The organism is Klebsiella sp. CN_Kp073, from assembly GCF_040065495.2.
Classification (GTDB): Bacteria; Pseudomonadota; Gammaproteobacteria; order Enterobacterales; family Enterobacteriaceae; genus Klebsiella; species Klebsiella aerogenes.
This window is the reverse complement of the sequence record NZ_CM198051.1, coordinates 2,845,520-2,866,654: the sequence shown is the minus strand read 5'-3', so window position 1 is coordinate 2,866,654 and position 21,135 is coordinate 2,845,520. Positions and strand designations below refer to the sequence as shown.

At 53.3% G+C, this 21,135-nt stretch carries 24 protein-coding genes; 11 read left to right on the top strand and 13 right to left on the bottom strand.

The genetic code is table 11. The features are described from left to right. Window positions 1-242: 242 nt before the first annotated feature. Entirely contained in the window at window positions 243-1,427 is a 1,185-nt protein-coding gene (gene punC / locus ABLV66_RS13840) for a purine nucleoside transporter PunC (RefSeq protein ID WP_348877166.1), read from the bottom strand. Between the two features lie 112 nt (window positions 1,428-1,539). Here punC and punR point away from each other — a divergent pair, with 112 nt between their 5' ends. Further along, window positions 1,540-2,451, top strand: a complete 912-nt coding sequence (gene punR, locus ABLV66_RS13835; RefSeq protein ID WP_348877167.1) for a DNA-binding transcriptional activator PunR — start codon at window positions 1,540-1,542, stop codon at window positions 2,449-2,451. Window positions 2,452-2,471: 20 nt separating this feature from the next. On the opposite strand, the gene purR is transcribed toward punR, so the two are convergent. Next, window positions 2,472-3,497 carry an HTH-type transcriptional repressor PurR gene (purR, locus tag ABLV66_RS13830; protein WP_015366884.1) on the bottom strand — a complete coding sequence of 342 codons (1,026 nt, stop codon included), beginning with the start codon at window positions 3,495-3,497 and terminating at the stop codon, window positions 2,472-2,474. 295 nt (window positions 3,498-3,792) lie between these two features. Here purR and cydH point away from each other — a divergent pair, with 295 nt between their 5' ends. Further along, window positions 3,793-3,882 carry a cytochrome bd-I oxidase subunit CydH gene (gene cydH, locus ABLV66_RS13825; RefSeq protein ID WP_032705726.1) on the top strand — a complete coding sequence of 30 codons (90 nt, stop codon included), beginning with the start codon at window positions 3,793-3,795 and terminating at the stop codon, window positions 3,880-3,882. Window positions 3,883-4,041: 159 nt separating this feature from the next. Continuing rightward, entirely contained in the window at window positions 4,042-5,208 is a 1,167-nt protein-coding gene (locus ABLV66_RS13820) for an MFS transporter (RefSeq protein WP_015366882.1), read from the top strand. A 50-nt stretch (window positions 5,209-5,258) separates the two neighbouring features. On the opposite strand, the gene sodB is transcribed toward ABLV66_RS13820, so the two are convergent. Next, window positions 5,259-5,840 (bottom strand): superoxide dismutase [Fe], encoded by a 582-nt coding sequence (gene sodB / locus ABLV66_RS13815; RefSeq protein ID WP_015366881.1) that lies wholly within the window; start codon window positions 5,838-5,840, stop codon window positions 5,259-5,261. Window positions 5,841-6,318: 478 nt separating this feature from the next. On the opposite strand from sodB, the gene ABLV66_RS13810 reads away from it, so the two are divergent. Beyond that, window positions 6,319-6,774 carry a helix-turn-helix domain-containing protein gene (locus ABLV66_RS13810; protein ID WP_047077700.1) on the top strand — a complete coding sequence of 152 codons (456 nt, stop codon included), beginning with the start codon at window positions 6,319-6,321 and terminating at the stop codon, window positions 6,772-6,774. Here the strand turns inward: ABLV66_RS13810 and ABLV66_RS13805 are convergent. After that, window positions 6,771-7,646, bottom strand: coding sequence for a C40 family peptidase (locus tag ABLV66_RS13805; protein WP_047077701.1), 876 nt, complete (start codon window positions 7,644-7,646; stop codon window positions 6,771-6,773). The genes ABLV66_RS13810 and ABLV66_RS13805 overlap by 4 nt on opposite strands. 339 nt (window positions 7,647-7,985) lie before the next feature. Between ABLV66_RS13805 and ABLV66_RS13800 the strand changes: the two genes are divergently transcribed. Beyond that, window positions 7,986-8,333, top strand: coding sequence for a Grx4 family monothiol glutaredoxin (locus ABLV66_RS13800; protein ID WP_045392486.1), 348 nt, complete (start codon window positions 7,986-7,988; stop codon window positions 8,331-8,333). A 52-nt stretch (window positions 8,334-8,385) separates the two neighbouring features. Here ABLV66_RS13800 and rnt read toward each other — a convergent pair whose 3' ends face one another. From rnt to ABLV66_RS13780, 4 genes are all read right to left on the bottom strand, one after another. After that, complete coding sequence (rnt, locus tag ABLV66_RS13795; protein ID WP_045392483.1) at window positions 8,386-9,030, bottom strand: ribonuclease T; 645 nt, start codon at window positions 9,028-9,030, stop codon at window positions 8,386-8,388. A gap of 267 nt (window positions 9,031-9,297) precedes the next feature. Continuing rightward, window positions 9,298-9,705, bottom strand: a complete 408-nt coding sequence (gloA, locus tag ABLV66_RS13790; RefSeq protein ID WP_045373539.1) for a lactoylglutathione lyase — start codon at window positions 9,703-9,705, stop codon at window positions 9,298-9,300. A 79-nt stretch (window positions 9,706-9,784) separates the two neighbouring features. Continuing rightward, the gene (locus ABLV66_RS13785) at window positions 9,785-10,882 is read right to left on the bottom strand and encodes an alkene reductase (RefSeq protein ID WP_015366875.1); all 1,098 of its coding nucleotides are present in this window, start codon (window positions 10,880-10,882) and stop codon (window positions 9,785-9,787) included. A gap of 53 nt (window positions 10,883-10,935) precedes the next feature. After that, entirely contained in the window at window positions 10,936-11,535 is a 600-nt protein-coding gene (locus ABLV66_RS13780) for a TetR/AcrR family transcriptional regulator (protein WP_045392477.1), read from the bottom strand. Window positions 11,536-11,669: 134 nt separating this feature from the next. On the opposite strand from ABLV66_RS13780, the gene ABLV66_RS13775 reads away from it, so the two are divergent. The 3 genes from ABLV66_RS13775 to sodC all read left to right on the top strand — a co-directional run bounded on the left by ABLV66_RS13775 (window position 11,670) and on the right by sodC (window position 13,448). Then, window positions 11,670-11,912, top strand: a complete 243-nt coding sequence (locus ABLV66_RS13775) for a DUF1289 domain-containing protein (RefSeq protein WP_161801910.1) — start codon at window positions 11,670-11,672, stop codon at window positions 11,910-11,912. Window positions 11,913-11,959: 47 nt separating this feature from the next. After that, entirely contained in the window at window positions 11,960-12,856 is an 897-nt protein-coding gene (locus ABLV66_RS13770; protein ID WP_348877168.1) for an aldo/keto reductase, read from the top strand. A gap of 70 nt (window positions 12,857-12,926) precedes the next feature. Beyond that, window positions 12,927-13,448, top strand: a complete 522-nt coding sequence (gene sodC / locus ABLV66_RS13765; RefSeq protein ID WP_015366871.1) for a superoxide dismutase [Cu-Zn] SodC — start codon at window positions 12,927-12,929, stop codon at window positions 13,446-13,448. Here sodC and ABLV66_RS13760 read toward each other — a convergent pair. The 3 genes from ABLV66_RS13760 to ABLV66_RS13750 are packed head-to-tail and all read right to left on the bottom strand — an operon-like array spanning window position 13,441 to window position 16,608. Beyond that, a complete protein-coding gene (locus ABLV66_RS13760) occupies window positions 13,441-15,465 on the bottom strand; it encodes an FUSC family protein (protein WP_047064928.1) in 2,025 nt (674 codons plus the stop codon). The two genes, sodC and ABLV66_RS13760, sit on opposite strands and share 8 nt — an antisense overlap. After that, the gene (locus ABLV66_RS13755) at window positions 15,465-16,361 is read right to left on the bottom strand and encodes an efflux RND transporter periplasmic adaptor subunit (protein WP_348877170.1); all 897 of its coding nucleotides are present in this window, start codon (window positions 16,359-16,361) and stop codon (window positions 15,465-15,467) included. The genes ABLV66_RS13760 and ABLV66_RS13755 overlap by 1 nt, the downstream gene beginning before the upstream one ends. A 10-nt stretch (window positions 16,362-16,371) precedes the next feature. After that, entirely contained in the window at window positions 16,372-16,608 is a 237-nt protein-coding gene (locus ABLV66_RS13750; RefSeq protein ID WP_015366868.1) for a DUF1656 domain-containing protein, read from the bottom strand. Between the two features lie 172 nt (window positions 16,609-16,780). On the opposite strand from ABLV66_RS13750, the gene slyA reads away from it, so the two are divergent. Continuing rightward, window positions 16,781-17,221, top strand: coding sequence for a transcriptional regulator SlyA (gene slyA, locus ABLV66_RS13745; protein WP_020078997.1), 441 nt, complete (start codon window positions 16,781-16,783; stop codon window positions 17,219-17,221). A gap of 37 nt (window positions 17,222-17,258) precedes the next feature. Here slyA and ABLV66_RS13740 read toward each other — a convergent pair whose 3' ends face one another. Next, a complete protein-coding gene (locus ABLV66_RS13740; protein WP_047042794.1) occupies window positions 17,259-18,614 on the bottom strand; it encodes a sensor domain-containing diguanylate cyclase in 1,356 nt (451 codons plus the stop codon). 222 nt (window positions 18,615-18,836) lie between these two features. Continuing rightward, complete coding sequence (gene slyB / locus ABLV66_RS13735) at window positions 18,837-19,304, bottom strand: outer membrane lipoprotein SlyB (RefSeq protein ID WP_045392464.1); 468 nt, start codon at window positions 19,302-19,304, stop codon at window positions 18,837-18,839. Between the two features lie 264 nt (window positions 19,305-19,568). Between slyB and anmK the strand changes: the two genes are divergently transcribed. Together anmK and mliC are read left to right on the top strand one after the other, a co-directional pair. Next, a complete protein-coding gene (anmK, locus tag ABLV66_RS13730) occupies window positions 19,569-20,693 on the top strand; it encodes an anhydro-N-acetylmuramic acid kinase (RefSeq protein ID WP_045392462.1) in 1,125 nt (374 codons plus the stop codon). A gap of 85 nt (window positions 20,694-20,778) precedes the next feature. After that, the gene (mliC, locus tag ABLV66_RS13725; RefSeq protein ID WP_161801899.1) at window positions 20,779-21,108 is read left to right on the top strand and encodes a C-type lysozyme inhibitor; all 330 of its coding nucleotides are present in this window, start codon (window positions 20,779-20,781) and stop codon (window positions 21,106-21,108) included. The last annotated feature ends 27 nt before the right edge of the window (window positions 21,109-21,135 follow it).

The following is a 21,135-nucleotide window of genomic DNA, read 5'->3' as shown; positions in this document are numbered from 1 at the left end:
GGCTTTGTGAGAAATCTCACGAAAAAATCGTGAGGGTGCTATCCGACGTAGAACAGAGGAAGGGAGATAACCCTTGCCGAAAGGCCTTCCATGGTTAAACGGGCTGCGTCCTGCCCCCGTTAATATCTAAAAAACTTTCTATTTATGTGATGCCGGATCCAGTATAGGCCGCTAAAAACCGCCTTTCAATAAAAATATATTAGCAGGCTAATGACTGGTCCGGGATATCCTTTAAAAATTCATCAAGCGTGAGATGATTCACTCACTAACTGTACGCGTCGTTGCTGCATCCAGAAACCGATGCCTGCCAGGACGATGGAAATCAGCATCACGCTGGTGGTGGTCAGAAGCGGAGTGGCGATAAGGCTTGAGACCAGCAGGCTTGCCAGGAAGCACAGGCCAAGCTGCAGCGTATTCTGCAGGGCGGCGGCGCGGCCGGTCGCCTGTGGAAAAGGTTTCAGCGCCTGGGCGACAACGATAGGGTAAATGCCGCCATTCACAATCGCCATGATGCAAAACGGAACCATTAACGCAACCAGCGACGGATGATCCTGTATTCCGGCAAGCCAGGTCGCGGCTACGCTCAGCGCAAAAACAACCAGCAGCCAGGGCAGCATCTGATGACCCTGCCATTTTTGCAGCGCCGCGCGGCAGCCGTAACCGCCGATCAGGAAGGCGATAGTTTGCGGCACGTAGCTAAGACCAATTACCGTCGGACCATAGCCCATTTCATGGAGGATAAATGGCGAACCGGTGAGCCAGGCGAAGAAGCTGGCGGAACACGCCGCATAAATGAGCACGTTACCGCTATATTCACGTGAACGCAGCAGGGACATAAAGGTAATTTTCTGCTGGGTTTCGCCAGCAGATTTGACGACCGCCTTCAGACGAAAAGCCGGTAGCATCAACAGTATGGTGATAGCGAACAGGGTGGCGAAGATAGCCTGCCATTCCAGATGGACTAACAGCCAGCTGCCGAGTAACGGCGCCAGCGCCGGAGAGAGCCCGACCAGCGGCATGATCGTCGCGAAAATGCGGTTGGTGCGCTGGGCCGGATAGTAGTCGGTCACCATCGCCTGCCAGGTCACCGCGGCGGCGCATACGCCAATCGCCTGGACAAAACGCAGTACCAGCATCAGCGTCGCATCGCGTACCCACAACATCCCAAGGCAGCCAAGAGCGAAGATAGCCAGCCCGGCGAGCAGAATCGGTTTCCGACCATAGCGGTCCGATAGCGGCCCCCAGAACAGCTGGCCGATCGCGAAGCCCGCGAGGAATAAGCTCAGGCTGGCGCTAACCGATGCGGCAGAGGTGTTGAGGTCTTGCTGAATGGCGGCAAAGGCCGGTAGATACATGTCGGTGGCCAGAAAGCCAAGCACGCTCAGGCCGCCCAGCCACACTAAAAATCCTTTCCCAGGTTGTTGCATAACGTTCTCTTTCTACTGATGCAGGTACGATGCCGCAGAGTGTAGGGAGTGTAATCCGCCTTGTGAAACGCTATTATTTGTCACATGCATTCAAAAATTTTGCAGGCAGAATATGTGGTCTGAATATTCCTTAGAAGTGGTTGATGCTGTGGCGCGTAACGGGAGTTTCAGCGCCGCGGCGCAGGAGTTGCACCGCGTACCTTCGGCGGTGAGCTACACGGTACGACAACTGGAGGAGTGGCTTGCGGTTCCGCTTTTTGAACGTCGCCATCGTGATGTTGAATTGACCCCCGCCGGGCACTGGTTTTTGCAGGAAGGACGTTCTGTTATCAAAAAAATGCAGATCACCCGCCAGCAGTGCCAGCAGATTGCTAACGGCTGGCGTGGCCAGCTGTCGATTGCGGTGGACGATATCGTTAAACCGGCGCGGATGCGCCAGATGATTGTTGATTTTTATCGCCATTTTAGCGATGTCGAACTGATCGTTTTTCAGGAAGTTTTCAACGGCGTCTGGGATGCGTTAGCCGATGGGCGGGTAGAATTAGCTATTGGCGCGACGCGTTCGATTCCGGTGGGCGGGCGTTACGCTTTCCGCGATATGGGGATGCTTAACTGGCATTGTGTCGTCGCCAGCAGCCATCCGCTGGCGCAGATGGAAGGGCCGCTCAGCGATGACGTGTTGCGCAACTGGCCGTCACTGGTGCGCGAAGATACCTCACGCTCGCTGCCGAAGCGCACAACCTGGCTGCTGGATAACCAGAAGCGGGTGGTGGTGCCGGATTGGGAATCTTCAGCCACCTGTCTTTCGGCAGGATTGTGCGTCGGGATGGTGCCAGGCCACTTTGCCCGCCCGCATATTGATAGCGGGGAGTGGACGGCCTTAACGCTGGAAAACCCATTCCCGGATGCCGCCTGCTGCCTGACCTGGCAACAAAGCGATGTCTCACCCGCTTTGAGCTGGCTGCTTGACTATCTTGGCGATAGCGAAACGTTGAATCGGGAGTGGTTGCGGGCGCCGGAATAACCGGCGCCGGGGGGAGGGCGTTAGCGGCGATAATCGACGAACGGGCCGTCGGCAACCGAGCGGCGCTCGATAAGACGCGGATGTACCTCGATGGACTGCGACTCTTCACGTTTATTAACAATGCGATCGAGCAGCATATTGAATGCCGCTTCCCCGAGCGAGTCCTTTGGCTGATGTATAGTGGTCAGCGCCGGGCTGAAGTAGCGGGCGTTACGCACGTTATCATAACCGATCAGCGAAATGTCCTGCGGTACGCGCAGGCCCATTTCGTCGGCGGCGCAGATAGCGCCCATCGCCATGATGTCGCCGCCGCAGAACACGGCGGTTGGGCGGTGCTGCTGATTGAGGATCTGCTGCATGGCGCGGTAGCCGGATTCCGGTTCAAAGTCGCCCTGAACAATCCAGTTTTCCGGCACATTGATATGCGCTTCTTTCATCGCCTGCATGAAGCCTGCCAGGCGTCCGGCACCGGTGTTACGCTCAAGCGGGCCCGGAATAACGCCAATTTCGCGGTGGCCGCGTTCAATCAGGTAACGGCCAGCGATATAGCCGCCTTCAAAGGCATTATCGATAACCGAGTCGGTAAAGTCCGCTTTGGCTTCGCCCCAGTCCATCACCACCATCGGGATATGACGATACTCTTCGAGCATACTGAGTACGGACTCCGGGTACTCGGAACACATCACCAGCAGGCCGTCAACGCGCTTTTGCGCCATCATAGACAAGTAGGCGCGCTGTTTTTCCGGATCGTTCCAGGCGTTGCCCAGAATCAGGGTATAGCCTTTCTGGAAGCAGCTTTTTTCTACGGATTCGATAATTTCAGCGAAATAGGCCGCTTCGCTGCTGGTGGCCAGCAGACCGATCGATTTAGTGTGATTGACTTTCAGGCTGCGAGCCACGGCGCTTGGCGAATAGTGGAGTTCTTTAATTGCCGCCCACACCGCATTGCGCGTCTCTTCCGCCACGAAACGGGTTTTGTTAATCACATGTGATACAGTTGTAGTGGAAACGTTTGCGCGTTTCGCTACATCTTTAATAGTTGCCATTACTTCTCACTCCAGACCTTGACCTGATCGTCTGATTATCGATACGTAAACGTTTGCCTATACACACCCTGTATACAATGATCAACATTGCAACACCTGGGAAAACGACACAGAACGACAGGAAGGGGTCAATGGCCGATACGCTTTCAAATTAGCGTGGGATTTTGTCCTATCTCGCGGCAAAGGGGAAGAGCAAAAATGTGCATCACTCTAAATCCGGGAAGATTTTTGCATATTTTTGTGCAAAAATGAGCAAGCTCACTTTCTATGTGGGGATAATCAGGGGAGAAAATTGATGGACACAAATTTAAAGTTTTCGCTGACAACGACGGTTATTGTTCTGGGTCTGATCGTCGCCGCCGCGTTGACCGCGGTACTGCACTGATTCCAGCAGGGAGGGGGCTTCCCCTCCCATCCCGCCATTATTAGCAGATCTGCAAAAATCTTTTGTCATTTCGTTTACTTCTGTTTTTCTGTGATTGATGTCATGCTTTTGGCTTCTGATGTAATGCCGTGTCCTGAATCGGCCTGATGGAGTCTCTGAATGAAAATCAACTTTCCCTTACTCGCGTTGGCGATCGGTGCCTTTGGTATCGGTACCACCGAGTTTTCCCCGATGGGATTACTGCCGGTTATCGCCAAAGGCGTAGATGTTTCTATTCCGGCCGCGGGGATGCTGATTAGCGCCTATGCCATTGGCGTGATGGTCGGCGCGCCGTTAATGACGTTACTGCTGTCGCATCGCGCTCGCCGCAATGCATTGATCTTCCTGATGGGGATCTTCACCCTCGGCAACGTGCTCTCTTCTATTGCGCCGGATTACACGACGCTACTGCTGTCGCGCATTATCACCAGCCTCAATCATGGCGCGTTCTTTGGCCTTGGCTCGGTCGTTGCCGCAAGCGTGGTGCCAAAACACAAACAGGCCAGCGCGGTCGCGACCATGTTTATGGGGCTGACCATTGCCAATATCGGCGGCGTACCGGCTGCCACCTGGCTTGGTGAAACCATCGGCTGGCGAATGTCGTTCCTGGCCACGGCGGGTCTGGGGTTAATTGCGATGGTAAGCCTGTGGTTCTCCCTGCCGAAAGGTAGCGCCGGCGAGCGTCCGAACGTGAAGCGCGAGCTGTCGGTATTAATGCGGCCTCAGGTACTCTCTGCGCTGTTGACCACCGTGCTGGGCGCCGGGGCAATGTTCACGCTGTATACCTACATTTCTCCGGTACTGCATACCATCACCAACGCTTCACCGCTGTTTGTTACCGCCATGTTGGTATTAATCGGCGTCGGTTTCTCGCTTGGCAACTATCTGGGCGGTAAGTTTGCCGACCGTTCAGTCTCCGGCACTTTGAAAGGATTCCTGTTGTTGTTGATTGCCATCATGTTGGCTATTCCGCTGCTGGCGCAATCGCAACTGGGTGCTGCCGTCAGCATGGTCGTGTGGGGCGCGGCAACCTTCGCGGTGGTTCCGCCGCTGCAGATGCGGGTAATGCGCGTGGCGCACGAAGCGCCGGGTCTGTCATCATCGGTGAATATTGGCGCTTTCAACCTCGGTAACGCGTTGGGCGCGGCGGCGGGCGGCGCGGTGATATCCGGCGGTCTCGGGTATGCTTTTGTGCCGGTGATGGGGGCGATTATTGCCGGGCTGGCGTTGGCGGTGGTGCTGTTTGGCGGGCGTTCTCAACCAGAAGAAGCATTAGCGAATAACTAAGTCGCACTAAGAAAAAACCGCAGCGGGGTAACCCTGCTGCGGTTTTGTTTTTATGCTGCCAGGTTAGCGGCAACAAATTTCCAGTTTACCAGCGCCCAGAAGTGTTCCAGATAATTAGGACGGGCATTGCGGTAGTCGATGTAGTAGGCGTGTTCCCAGACATCAACGGTCAGCAGCGGCGTCGCATCGGTAGTCAGCGGAGTGCCGGCGTTGCTGGTGGAGACGATAGCCAGGCTGCCGTCTGCGTTTTTAACAAGCCAGGTCCAGCCTGCGCCGAAGTTTTTTGCCGCGGCATCGGTGAATTTCGCTTTAAAATCAGCGAAGCTACCGAAAGATTTGTTAATCGCTGCGGCCAGTTCGCCTTCCGGCTCACCGCCGGCGTTCGGCGCCAGGCAGTTCCAGTAGAAAGTGTGGTTCCAGACCTGCGCTGCGTTATTGAAGACGCCGCCTTCAGAAGAGCGAACGATCTCTTCCAGAGATTTGCCTTCAAAAGCGGTGCCTTTGATCAGGTTGTTGAGGTTGGTCACGTAGGCCTGGTGATGCTTACCGTAATGGTATTCCAGGGTTTCAGCGGAAATGTGCGGCGCCAGGGCGTCTTTTGCATATGGTAATGCAGGTAATTCGAACGACATTGCTACTCTCCTTATAACTTTTTGTTTTTTCTCACATTAATTAGGTGAAGATTCACCTGAATACAGTATTTACTGTGTAACGCTGTCGCGAGTGTTACATGTTATTGTGTTGAGAATGTTAACATTTGCTGAAGTCAGTTAAAAGACTTACAACAACAAAGGTTATTCATTGCTAACGCGACTGATTAAGCCTTCGCCAGTCTGGCGCATGGCGAGCGATGTGATTCGCAAATTCCCCATCGACGCGCCTGCCTACGACTAAAACGCTTCGTATCTTCACCGCCTGTTATCTTTTTAGATCGCTATAAAACATTAGCTTGCGAGCATTATGCGTAATGGGAATGACTTTCATGCCCAATAATCATTAGGATTAATTTTAATTGTATGACAAATATAATTGTCTCTGCAGGCAACGGACCTCGGAGTAAGAAATCGTTATTGAACAAGCATAAAGCTCATAATTGATGGATGAAAAGAGATGGCGCACAAACATGAAATGGTCAGTGAACATATCATTCCGATCGTCATAGATATTATCGAATGGATCGAAGACAACATTTTTACCGCGCTCCCCGTTACCGCGATCTCGCGAAAATCGGGTTATTCGCACTGGTACTTTCAGCGTCAGTTCGCGCTGATTACCGGTTATACGCTGGGAACGTATGTGAGTCGACGCAAAATGACCATTGCCGCCGGCATTCTCAAACAGACGAAGGATTCGGCGCTGAGTATCTCATTGCTGCTCGGGTTTGAAGGCCAGGCGACATTCTGCCGTACTTTCCGTCGTCATTTTGGTATGTCGCCGACCAGTTATCGCCGTCACCCAGCGCTACTGGAGGAACGTATGCAGTATCCGCTGAATCTGCAAGAGGAGGGGAATGTACAGCAGAACGGTATGCCGCCGCAGCGGCAAACCGGGATCGGCGTTTCTTAACGAATGGTTTTTGGCGTCATCACGCGGCGCGCGCCGACGTAGTGGCGAACCCAATAATCTTCGCTTAAAGAGGTTATCTGGATGTCACGGCCGGTACGCGGCGACTGGATAAACTTTCCGTTTCCAACGTAAACGCCAACGTGGTCGGCGGTGCCGCGTCCGCGGGTGCGGAAGAAGACCAGGTCGCCGCTTTGCAGTTCATCGCGGTCAACCGGGCGGGCATCGCGCAGGTGATACATTTCGTTAGCGGTGCGCGGAATATGAATTTTAACCAGATCTTTATAGGCGTAATAAACCAGCCCGCTACAGTCAAAACCGGTGCGCGGAGAGGAGCCTCCCCAGCGGTAAGGCTTGCCTAGCTGATCCATGAGTTTATTCATCGCGGTGCTTTGCGCTTTTTGCACCCGGGCTTTGTGCGCATCGGCAATCGTCAGATTCGGTTCATCGGCAACAGGTTTACAGCGCTTTTTGTAGCCTTTACGCACCACGCATTTGCTTTTTACGCTGTTCAACGCCAGCGTCGTTGCTTCGCTGGAGGTTACCGTTTTCGCACACTGCTTTTTATAACCTTTGCGCAACACGCATTTTTTGCTGGCGCCGGCGGCTTGACGATTAAGTGCGGTTTGGCTTGCTGCGGTAGTACGGGTAGGGTGCTTTGCGCTTGAGGTTTTTTTACGGGTAGTTTTAGCGGTGGATTTAGATTTATTCTGTGCCGCTTTCTTCTTACGCTCGGCGGTGGAGCCTTTCGCCGGATGCGCCTTCGGCGTAGCCGAAGCGTGCGTATGCCCTGAAGCATGCGCCAATGGCGTAAGCGAGATAGATGTAAACAGTAATGCACAGAGCGATATCGCGATTTTATTGAGCCGCGCCACTGAGCAATCCCCTGATTAAATTACAGACATATACCAATGCCTGACGGTGAATGACAAACCGGAATGATTCTAAAGCATAAAAAGCCAGAAAGTTAATACTCTTTTGTATCTAAAATGTCGTTTGGTTAACGATTGCAAAAAAATAAGTCAGAGAATCGCCGACCCGTACAGAAAGTGCGCAATTCGCCTCGCGGCGGCGTTACAAAGTGATATTTTTAAGGCAACTTCAGACGACAGAAGATAAAATGTGGCGAGTGAAAAAAATGTTATTATCGGTCCTGCGTCCAGGACGCTACAATGACAAATTACTGCCGTAAAGATGTTTAAGGAAGCACGACAATGAGCACCACTTTAGAAACGATCCAACGTCAAATCGCTGAAAACCCAATTCTGCTGTACATGAAAGGCTCTCCGAAGCTGCCGAGCTGCGGTTTCTCCGCTCAGGCAGTGCAGGCGCTTTCCGCTTGCGGCGAACGTTTTGCCTACGTAGACATCCTGCAGAACCCGGATATTCGCGCTGAACTACCGAAATACGCTAACTGGCCGACCTTCCCGCAGCTGTGGGTTGACGGCGAACTGGTTGGCGGTTGCGACATCATCATCGAAATGTATCAGCGCGGCGAACTGCAGCAGCTGATTAAAGAAACGGCTGCCAAGCACAGCGCTGACGAGCCGAAAGCAGAGTAATTCTTCGCTGCAAAGAAAAAGCGACTTCTCCGGAAGTCGCTTTTTTTATGGTTTATGCTTCGATCGGCGCTAGCGGCCAGCCGCCAAGGCGCTTCCAGCGGTTGACGATTTCGCAGAATAGCTGGGCGGTTTGCTCGGTATCGTACAACGCGGAATGGGCCTTACTGCCGTCAAACTCCATTCCTGCGGCGATGCAGGCTTTAGATAATACGGTTTGCCCTAAGGCCAGCCCGCTCAGCGCGGCGGTATCGAAGGTCACGAAAGGGTGGAACGGATTGCGTTTCAACCCGGCGCGCTCGGCGGCGGCCATCGTGAAGCTGTGATCGAAAGTCGCGTTATGCGCCACCATTATCGCCCGGCTGCAATCGCTCTCTTTCATCCCTTTGCGGACCATCTTAAAAATAGCGTGCAGCGCATCGTATTCGCTTATCGCGCCGCGTTCAGGATCGTTTGGGTTAATTCCATTGAAAGCCAGCGCTTCTGGCTGCAGGTTGGCCCCTTCGAAGGGAGCCACGTGAAAATGCAGCGTTTCGTCCGGCATTAGCCAGCCCTGCTCATCCATCTTCAACGTAATAGCGGCGATCTCCAGCAGGGCGTCGGTTTTGGCATTAAACCCGGCGGTCTCAACATCAATCACCACTGGGTAAAAACCGCGAAAACGGCCGCACAGACCATTAAGTTGAGCGTTCTCGGACATCAGATTCTCTTAGCTGGAAAAAAGTAGCGCGCATTATGGCAAATTTTGCCGCGGCTTGCAGCAGGAAGGGAGAAAACATCGGGGGCGAACGCGCCCGATGAGATTGATGATAAACGTCATGCAATCAGTGGGAATTCAGATTGCATTAGGACAAATAACAAGGAAAATCAATTTATTGATTTTCGGCTGATAACCACAAAGAAGGAAAAACCACGCTTTTTCCTTCTTTGTCAGCAGTCTGACGGGCGCGAATGCGCCCGAATTAACTTAGTTGCCGAGACCTTTTCCGGCATCTTTCTCTTCGATCAGCTCGATTTTGTAGCCGTCCGGATCTTCAACAAAAGCGATAACCGTGCTGCCGCCTTTCACCGGACCTGCCTCGCGAGTGACATTGCCGCCGTTCTGACGAATACGTTCGCAGGCTTCCGCCGCGTTATCGACGCTCAGCGCAATGTGGCCATAGGCGGTACCGAGCTCGTAGCTATCTACGCCCCAGTTATAGGTCAGTTCGATAACCGCGGTATCGCTCTCTTCGCCGTAGCCGACGAAAGCCAGCGAGTATTTGTACTCAGGGTTTTCGCTGGTACGCAGCAGCTTCATGCCCAGCACGTTGGTATAAAACTCAATAGAACGTTGCAGGTCGCCAACGCGCAGCATGGTGTGAAGTAAGCGCATAATTTCCCCTATGCAGTTTGTTTTGATACATCAGAGTCTTGAGTATAGCGGCGATGGTACGCCGCTATCAATGGAGGGATTACAGGGTTGGATAATCGGTATAACCTTCCGCGCCGCCGCCGTAGAAGCTTTCCGGGCGCTGCGGGTTCAGCGCCGCTTTTTTCTGCAGACGCGCCACCAGATCCGGGTTGGCGATGTAATCGCGGCCAAAGGCCACGGCATCGATCAGTCCTTTATTGATAAGGTCGTTGGCTTTCTCCACCGTGTAGGCGCCAGCACCGATAATCGCGCCTGGGAAACGATCGCGAACTTTCTGGCGAAATTCGTCGCTATACGGTTGACCGCCGGCCCAGTCTGGTTCGGACATATGCAGATAAGCGATACCGCGTTTCGCCAGTTGCTCAATAAGATAGAGCGCATCGGCTTCCTCGTTCGGGCCGTTATCGACGTTCTGGAAACTACCGATTGGCGACACGCGAATGCCGATACGGTCGGCGCTCCACTCTTTGCTGACGGCATCGACCACTTCCAGCACCAGACGGGCGCGGTTTTCAACGCTACCGCCGTACTGGTCGGTACGCTGGTTAGAAGAAGGCGACAGGAACTGGTGCAGCAGATAACCGTGCGCGGAGTGCAGCTCTACCAGATCGAAACCCACATCGCGGGCATTGCCTACCGCCTGACGGAAGTCATCAACGATGCCTGGGATTTCGTCCGTTTCCAGCGCGCGCGGCATCGATGTATCGACGCGAATGGCATGACCGTTTTCATCACGCAGCGAAGTACGCGTGCCTGCGCTCAGCGCCGATGGCGCAACCGGCGCGGCGCCGCCTGGCTGCAGACTGTTATGAGAAATACGCCCGGTGTGCCACAGTTGCACGGCGATATGACCGTTTTCAGCATGTACGCCAGCGGTGATTTTTTGCCATGCGGCCATTTGCTCTGCGCTATGCAAGCCCGGCGCGCCGGCATAGCCTTTCGCCTGGGCGGAAATTTGCGTCGCTTCGGTGATAATCAGGCCGGAGCTGGCGCGCTGACGATAGTACTCAGCCATCAGCGGAGTAGGGATGTCGCCAGGCTCGATGCTGCGCAGACGGGTCAGCGGAGCCATAAATACGCGGTTAGGTACGGTCACCGCACCGACTTTTAACGGGCTGAACAATTTAGATTCTGACATAATGACTCCTGAGTAGACCGGTCGTCTTGTAACTGGTTAAATAAAAACGCCTGTTAAACCGCAGGCGCTGCAATGATCTGTTTGGCGTGAGCAAGGGCGCTTTCCAGCGGCGTTGCGCTACGCGTAATTTTGGCCTGTAAATTGGCCCCCAACCACAACGAGTACAGCACCTGTGAAAGGGTAATTGCCTCCCCCTCAAACAGCAGGCTACCCTCCAGGCGGCCTTTTTCCAGCGCTTCGCCCAACAGGGCGATAATCTGGCTGGCGCCTTTATCCATGGCGGTACGCATATCTTCCGACAAGTCGCACACCTCTGCCGACAGCTTCACGGTTAAGCAACCGCTGATAATACCCTGTTGGCAAAACTGATTCAGCGTGTGCTGATAGTAGGCCAGCAGTCGGTCGCGGTAGTTGCCTTCGCCATGGTCAAAGTGGTCAACCAGGCGCTGCAGATAGCCGGTGTAGTGATGTTCAAGCAACGCGACGCCGAAGGCTTCTTTTGAGCGAAAGTAGTGATAGAAAGAGCCTTTCGGCACTTCCGCGGTTTTCAGAAGTTCACTTAAGCCCATTCCGGTAAAACCACGATGCATGCATAGTTGTTCGCCGGTGACGAGGATGTGTTCTCGGGTATCGCATTCGCTGTGTCTGTTCATGGGGCACACTGTAGTAGACCGATTGGTCTAATGCAAGCAAAATGATCATTCTGCGAGGATAACAAACCAACAAAAGTTGCGCGCGAGCGGCAGAGCGTCTTCAATGAGAGACAGAGAGAATAAACGGGAGAGCGGTGGTGGCAGAGCAGCTTGAGTTTTTCCCGGTACAGAGTCCGTGCCGGGGAATATGTCAGTCCGATGAACGCGGTTATTGTCGCGGCTGTTTTCGTAGCCGTGATGAGCGCTTCAATTGGCAAAAGCTGAGCGATGCGCAAAAACAAGAGGTCCTGCGTCTGTGCCGCCAGCGTTTACTGCGTAAAATTCGCGCGGCTAAGCAGGCGCCCGCGGAAGAACCGCAGCAACCCTCACTGTTTTGACGACAAATATGCGTATACTCAGAACACTTTTTTTCGAGGAAGCGTTTATGGTTCAGCGTATTGCTATGGCTCCGCAGGGGCCGGAATTTTCACGTTTTGTTATGGGTTACTGGCGGCTAATGGACTGGAAAATGTCCACAGACGCGTTGGTTGGTTTCATTGAGCAGCACCTGGATCTAGGGGTTACGACCGTCGACCACGCCGATATCTACGGCGATTACCAGTGTGAAGCCGCTTTTGGCGAAGCGATGAAGCGAGCGCCGCACCTGCGTAGCCGTATGGAAATCGTTAGCAAGTGTGGGATTGCGACTAAAGCGCGTGCGGAAAATACCATTGGTCACTATATCACCGATCGCGACCACATCATTCTTAGCGCCGAACAATCGCTGCGCAATCTGGTGACCGATCATCTCGATTTACTGCTGATTCATCGCCCGGATCCGCTGATGGATGCCGACGAAGTCGCAGAGGCTTTCCTCGCGCTACATCATAGTGGGAAAGTGCGCCACTTTGGCGTATCTAACTTTACGCCGGCGCAGTTTACGCTATTACAATCGCGCCTGCCTTTCACCCTGGCCACTAACCAGGTCGAGATCTCACCGGTACATCAGCCTCTATTGCTTGACGGTACCCTCGATCAGCTCCAGCAGTTGCGCATTCGACCGATGGCCTGGTCGTGTCTCGGCGGCGGACGCCTGTTCAATGACGAGAGCTTCCAACCGCTGCGCGACGAGCTGGCGCAAATTGCCCAGGAGCTCAATGCAGATAGCATTGAGCAAGTCGTCTATGCGTGGGTGCTGCGCCTGCCGTCGAAACCGCTGCCGATTATCGGCTCGGGCAAAATCGAGCGCGTGCGCTCGGCGATTGTGGCGGAAAAACTGCCTATGACGCGCCAGCAGTGGTTCCGCATTCGTAAAGCGGCGCTGGGTTACGACGTTCCTTAAACCATCTTACGCCTCCGGATGCCGCTACCTGGTTTACACTTATCAGGGATACAGCCAATCCGGAGGTGTTATGCAACGATGTTTACTCGCTATTTTCACTCTCGCATTTTGCGCTGGCGCGCAGGCCGCCAGTGAAGATGTCTCCCTTAATCTTGTCACCAGCCAGAGCGTTGGCCAGGCCGTCGGTAGCGTTAAAATTACTGAAACCGACAGAGGCCTTGAATTTACTCCTGATTTACGCGCGCTTCCGCCGGGCAAACACGGTTTTCATATCCACGCTGAGGGAAGCTGCCAGCCGGCGATAAAAGACGGTAAAGCGGTCGCCGCCGGCGCGGCGGGCGGTCATTTCGATCCGCAACATACCGGTAAGCATGAAGGGCCGCTGGGCGCAGGGCATCTTGGCGATCTTCCACTGCTGGTGGTCAACGACGATGGGGTGGCTAACCAACCGGTTATTGCCCCGCGCCTGAAAACGCTCGCGGAAGTGAAGGGCAAAGCGCTGATGGTTCATGTCGGCGGCGATAATATGGCCGATAGCCCGCAGCCGCTGGGCGGCGGCGGCGAGCGTTTTGCCTGCGGGGTGATTAAGTAGTCCGTTCGGTAATGGTGCCGGCAATTGGCGCCTGTTCCAGCTGCGATAGCGAGCAGTATAACCGCCAGATTATCGCCGCCAGCTCTTTAGCCGCCGGCTGATGATGATGGTTAAGGGTATCGCAGATCCGCTGCAACTCCAGCAACGTCGAGGCAAGTGGACGTTGCTGGACGCCGCGTTCGCTCATGACGTCGCGAAGCAGGCTGATACACAAGTCGCGTACTTGTGAGAGGGGGTCTGAACGTGTCTCCCAATCACGTAGTTGCCACACGACATGCGAGCAGTTGAGCAGCACTACACCCCAGCGCAGCAGCCAACGTCGCGCCAGCGCGTCCTGGCTGCTGCTCAACTGGCTGATGTGGTGATACACCAGAGACTCAAATTCGTGCTCGCTATGCTGCGGGCGGCGGCTCAACTGATCGACAAAGTGACGCCGTAACGCACGGATATGGCGGCGACTTTTCCGCGCATCTGAGCCGGGACTGATAACCGCAAAGGCAAGCCACGCCAGACCAACACCGATAATTTTGCCGAGATTATCATTAAGAAACGAGGCAAAGTCATAAACCGGAGGGTTGGTCACCGAAATAAACGATCCCATAAAGACGATTAACTGCCCCCAAAGCCCAGCGAACTTCGGCATCTGGAGTTTCAATAACTGCATGGTGGTGAGCAGCGGGAACAGAAACAGTAAAAACTGCCACAGGTCGGTTATCTGCACCATTAAGCCAAACTTCACCACAAAACTGAACAGCGACAACAGCACCAGGGTACGCATCAATAAGGTGAGCGATTTAAATGGCGACGGCGATATTGAGTAGAGTACGCAGCTAATGGCGGCGAGGGTGAGCGCGGCGGCGCAGGCCTGCCATTGGGTGCTGATACCCCAGGCGCCCACGGCCACCAGCGCGCAGAAGGTACGTAAGCCGTTCCATAACGCTTCAGCCTGATCGGTATGACGCGACAGCGCCGGCGCCGAAGGGACATTAAACTCGGTGATAGCGCTGGCGTTCTCGATGCGGCGGATCCAGCGGCTGCTTTCGAGATAGATACGACAGAAATAACGCAGCCGTTTCCAGAACGCCAGATGGCGATAGTCGGCGTTAGGGCCGGGGGCCAGCGGCAGCAGAATCCGCGCCACGCTATAAACATTTGCGTGCGGATTGGCGAGCTCGCTGAGTAGCGTTTCGAGCACCGCTCGCGTATTGCCAGGCGCATCCGGCCAGTTCAATAACATTCTTCGCAGGCTGGAGATGACGCTGGTCATTCGCAACTGCTGATGAAGCAGATAATTCAGCAAGGGATTCTGCCGTCTGAAACGGTAGTGGCTCCAGAAGGCCTGGATACGCAGCAAATTCATGGTCAGGATCTGGCCGATGACGCTTTCATGGGCGCTACGAATCGCATCGGTGGTTTCCGGCACCCACAGCAGGCTGGCATGCTCTAATAGCCGGGAATGCATATTCTTCAGTGCCGTCAGCAGCGTGACGCCATCTGAGGTACTGGGCAGGATCATCATCATGAACCCGCCGGACAATATCCCCACAATCACTTCACAAACTCGCGACTGAGCGATAGTCCACAGTTCATTCGCGTCGGCAACATTAATAACCGGGAAGGCGATAATTGCGCAGGTATAGCCTGCCAGTTGAAAAGCGTAGGCGACGTTATTGGTGAACATCGCGCAGGCCCAGGTACAGAGTGCAATCCAGGCTGAAATACTGAACAAGAATAGCCACGGGTCGTTAAGGGTATGGCCGGCCAACAGCAGGGCGGCGCAGGCGCCGAGCAGGCTGCCGGCGATACGACCAAAGCTCTTGCTGATAACGCCGCCAACGGTCGGGAAGCTGACGACCGCGGCGGAGGTCATTGCCCAGTAGGGCTCATCAAGATCCAGCGCATAGGCGATGCTAAGCGCCAGACACATCGCAATGCCGTTGCGTAACGCGTAGCGCCATTGCGGACGGCTGGCTTTAAACCACGGCAGTGATTGCCAGCGCAGAGCCTGCAGCTTCATTACTGTCCGCCAATCGATACGGTGCAAGTGGTACCTGAAACCAGCGTGACGTCCGCAGGCAGCTTATCGAGCTCAATACGTACCGGTACGCGTTGCGCGAGGCGTACCCATGGAATGTTGGGTTTAATATTAGCGACCAGCGCCGAACCGCCTTCGACGCTCTGATCAACGATGGCGCGGCCGATGCTGGAAACGTGACCCTGTAACGTTTGTTTGCTGCTATAGAGAACGACCTGAGCGCTAGCGCCTTCGCGGATGTGACGCAGTTTGGTCTCTTCAAAATAACCCAGGACATAAAAAGAATGACTATCAACCAACGCAAATACCGGGTGGCCGACGGAGGCGTAATCTCCGACCCGCGTTGACAAATTAGTGATCCAGCCATCAACCGGCGCTTTGACCTCGGTTTGCGTCAGCTGCCACTGCGCATGTTCCAGCGCGGCTTGCGCCACGCCAACCACTGCTTTAGCCGCCTCATAAGTGGTATTGGCGGTATTCAAAGCGGTATTAACGGTTTCCATATCTTCAGCGGAGATGAAGTTTTGCGAAAGACTGCGGCGGCGAGTAACGTCGCTGGCGGCCTTGGTTTGCTCGGCTTTGGCTTTTGCCAGTTCCGCTTTGGCTTTTGCCAACTGCGCCTGAGCGTTTAAAACCGCAATGCGATAGGGGGTATCGTCAATGCGGAACAAAACGTCGCCGGCTTTGACCAACTGGTTGTCTTTAACATTCAACTGCAAAATACTGCCGGAAACCTGAGGCGTAATGCCGACCTGTTCGGCGCGAATTTTGCCATCCCGCGTCCATGGTGACTGAGTGTAGTAATTCCATACCAGCCAGGCGGCGATAATCGCAATAGCGGCAATAATTAAGGTTGAGAGATATTTTAGTTTCTTCATGAAATGAGCATCACAAGAGAGTCAGGAGAACCAGCGCCAGGCAAACGGCCAGCGCAAACAGGGAAAGGTCCATCAGCAGGGGATGCCAGATTTCGCCGGCGTACATCCAGTCGCGTAGCTGACGATGAACGATTAACCAGATAAAGAAACCAAGCACGACGGCTTTAAATAACGGGGGAAAATAGATAGAAGCGCCGAACACCAGGTCCTGTAGCGACAATCCGGGAGTGTTAAGACTCAGTTTCACAAGCAAAAATCCTTTGCCGTTGCAGGGATAATGTTCTTGGTGATGAATTAGTTCACATTGTAAATCATTGTCTTGAATTTAGTGAATCAAGTAATTCATTTGTTTTGGTAATTTAAATGCTGCACACTATTCTAAAAGCAGTATAATAACTTAGCAAGCTAATTATAAGGAGATGAAATTGGAATCGCCACTTGGTTCTGATCTGGCACGTTTGGTACGCGTTTGGCGCGCGCTGATCGACCATCGCCTGAAACCTCTGGAGTTAACGCAGACGCACTGGGTCACGCTGCATAACATTCATCAGCTACCTCCTGAGCAGTCGCAAATCCAGCTGGCCAAGGCTATTGGTATTGAACAGCCCTCTTTAGTGCGCACGCTGGATCAACTGGAGGAGAAAGGGCTTATTTCTCGCCAGACTTGTGCAAACGATCGCCGGGCGAAACGTATCAAGCTCACGGAAAAGGCGGAACCGCTGATCAACCAAATGGAAGACGTGATCGGCAAAACGCGTGATGAAATCCTTGCGGGTGTATCTAAGCAGGAAGTCGAAACGCTGCTCAACTTAATCCGTAAACTTGAAAACAATATCCTCGATCTTCAGGCAAAAGACTAGCCGGGAAAAGGGCTTTGCGTTCGCAAAGCCCTTTCTCTTATTCCTGCCAGACCACCACGCGATTGCGGCCACCGTTTTTCGCCGCGTACATAGCCGCATCCGCGCGTTTGACGCACTCTTCAGCCCCAATGTTGGAGCTCGAAACGGTGTAGACCCCCATACTAATCGTCATCCGTTCCGGCAGTGATGCCTGCCCGGCGCTGACCATCTGGCGAATTCGCTCGGCTATCGCCAGCGCATCATCAGCATCAGTATTTACCAGCAACAGGGCAAACTCCTCGCCGCCGATACGGGCGGCAATATCCTCACGGCGCACATGAGTTTGTAGTACGCTGGCGGCAAACTGAATTACCTTGTCGCCCTGAACATGGCCGTAGTTGTCATTGATGCGCTTAAAATGATCGAGATCGCTGACGATGACCGATAGCGGTCGTGTTGCTGAAGTCTGCGGTAGCAAACCGCTGAGCGTGTCGTAAAAGTAGCTGCGGTTGTACAGTCTGGTCAGCGGATCGCGGATAGAGTTCTGATACGAATTGATGTATTTGTTGTTAGAGTCGCGATAGAGAATAAAAACGTCACTTAACAGTACGAACAGCATAAATAACGTACTCAAAGTTTCGAACAGGCGCGCCTGATTCCAGGCGATAATATGCTGACTACCTGTCGCTGTGAGTAATACGTTTAGCGTAAATATATAGGCAGCACAGAAAAATGCGCCGCTATACCAGAAGATATTACGTAGCTTGGTTAGTATAACCAATAATATCAACGTAAATACCCAGGCGAAAAATAGCAGCCAGCCCATCCAGTTATGCCATAACGGAGTAAAAGTGCTGGTGATGTCGTCGATAAAATCGATGCTTAATAATGGGCTGTTACTGGAGTGTAACCACGATAAAATAAGAATAGTAGCGCTAAAAATAAAACATCCCGTCAATATTAAAGTATGCGCGCCGGCCGCTTGATTAAGATACTGACGATAGCGGTATATAATAATGGCAGTGATGAACAACACGACCATCAAAATATTACGGAATGAGTAAAAAATCAGCGCGTCATTTTGTTTAACAATATATTCGCTGTTGCACAGTAGCCAGCCGGGATAGCTGCTCAGGGTGCCCAGCATCAGTAAGGCGGAGCTGGCAAAGGCGAAGGCGATAGGCATCAGATAGAGACGGCTTTTATCACACCAATACTTCATGCTCATGAAGCAGGAAATAGTAATGTGAAAAATCATTAATATAATTGTCAGCAAAGGAAAAAGTGGTGATGAAGTCGTAGGGATACGATTAACGACTGAATCAGATAGTATATCAATCGTAATAATTGCCAGGCTGCAGGCGATGATATAAGCGAATAGGCGGTGCGATAATCGATTTAAATTCAGAGGCACAGGTAAACTCCCGCGATAAAAATGGGGGGTAAAAACGACGCGCAGGTCGCTAAATGAGAAAATCCACTTCAGGCTAACGAATTAATTAACGGGGAATATTGCGCAAACGCAAGTTGCCGTGCAGAAATATCAATAATATTGATATATGTATGATGAATGTTTTGGTGGTAAATAATGAATCTGGAGAATTAATGCGGCCAATTAAGGCCGCATTAGAGAGGCTTAACGCGGGGAAACCGTCACTTGACTGCCGCTGCCGGCAATGGCTACGCGCTGACCAACGGAGAACGGGGTGCTGCCCTGTTTCTGAACCACCATGATGGTATTGCCGTCATCTTTGCGGATTTCCAGCTCAACGCCTTGCGTTTTGTTCATCGCGCCCTGTACGCCCTGACCGGCTACGCCGCCGGCAACCGCGCCTGCAGCGGTTGCAAGAGAACGACCGGTGCCGCCGCCAATGGTATTACCAAGGAAGCCACCGAGTACCGCGCCGCCAATCGCGCCGATAGCATTGCTGTCATCGCCGCTTTGGATCTGGACCGCACGGGTATGTACGATGGTACCGTAGGTCACGCTTTGCACCTGCTTGGCTTCTGATGCTGTGTAAACATCGCCAGATAGACCGCTGCTGCTGACGCAACCCGCCAGGGTTAAGCCAATCATCGAGACAGCCAAAACACGTAAAATCATTTATGAATCTCCTGTGTACCAAAAATGTTCCAGTGAACTTCCATGTGGTCAATTATATGGCATTTAAGCGTTCGCTGGCATAGCTTCCTTATGGACTGTTTAAAAATAATAAGGTTCGCTTTAACGACGAATAAACGTAAGTACTTTACCTAACAAATTGTCGCGGCAGAACTATTGTTAAAAAGTATTAGTGCGCCATAGCATTGAACCCTGCTTTATGATGCACTGATGGTTCTGCAAAAGTCATGGAATGAGGGTAGGCGTATGAAATCAGGTCGTTTTATTGGCGTAATGTCTGGCACCAGCCTTGATGGCGTAGATGTCGTTCTGGCGGCGATAAATGAAAACATGGTGGCGCAGCAGGCGAGCCTCTCGTACCCCATCCCGGTCAAACTGAAAGAAGAAATATTAGCGATTTGCCAGGGGCAGCAGCTGACCTTGTCGCAACTGGGGCGTCTGGATACCCGTTTGGGGCGGCTTTTTTCGGATGCAGTATTAGCGCTGATGCGCCAGCAGAACCTTCAGCCTGAAGATGTTGTCGCCATCGGTTGCCATGGTCAGACGGTGTGGCATGAACCGACCGGCGATGCCCCGCACACCATGCAAATAGGCGATAACAACCAGATCGCTGCGCATACCGGCGTGACCGTCGTGGGGGATTTCCGCCGCCGCGATATGGCGCTTGGCGGCCAGGGCGCGCCGCTTGTCCCGGCCTTCCATGAGGCTCTGTTGGCGCACCCGGTTGAAAGGCGCATGGTGCTTAACATCGGCGGCATTGCCAACCTCTCGTTGCTGGTTCCGGGGCAGCCTGTACGCGGTTATGACACCGGGCCGGGGAATATGCTGATGGACGCCTGGATCTGGCGTCAGTGCGGTAAACCCTACGATAAAGACGCGCAATGGGCCAGTGAAGGCAAAGTCTTACTACCACTTCTGCAGGATATGTTGAGCGACCCTTGGTTCGCGTTACCCGCGCCGAAGAGCACCGGTCGAGAGTATTTCAACTATGGCTGGCTGGAAAAGCATCTGGCGCGCTATACCCATCTGCGGGGGCAGGATGTTCAGGCCACGCTGACAGAACTGACAGCGGTGTCCATCAGTGAGCAGGTTTTGTTAAGCGGCGGCTGTGAGCGTTTGTTAGTTTGCGGCGGCGGGGCGCGGAATCCGCTGTTGATGGCGCGTCTGGCGGCATTGCTGCCAGGGACTGAAGTCACGACCACCGATGACGCCGGTATCAGCGGCGACGATATGGAAGCGTTGGCCTTTGCGTGGCTGGCATGGCGTACGCTTGCCGGTCTGCCGGGGAATCTTCCCTCCGTCACCGGCGCCAGCGAAGCGACAATTCTTGGCGCCATCTATCCCGCGAATCGAGCGCAGAATCAGAGTTAACTGAAGTCGCTATTTTTTATTTACCGGTAAACTGGACGAAATTCCGGGAGGGCGGTTTGCTCTCCTGACCGGGAAAGTCGAAGGCATACACATGAAAAAAATTCTTATTGCGGTAGTTCCTTTTATGCTCGCTGGGTGTAGCTACTACAACCAATTCGTTGAACGGATGCAGACCGACACCCTTGAATATCAGTGCGATCAAAAACCGTTGACCGTCCATTTGAACAACGCTCGTCAGCAGGTGAGTTTTATCTATGATAATCAGCAATTAAACCTGACCCAGGGGCTCTCGGCTTCCGGGGCTCGTTATACTGATGGCGTTTATGTGTTCTGGTCGAAAGGCGACAGCGCCACCGTTTATAAACGCGACCGCGCGGTGTTGGATAACTGCCAGTTACAGACCGCGAAACGTTGAGATTTCCGTAGCGGGGGCGCACAATAA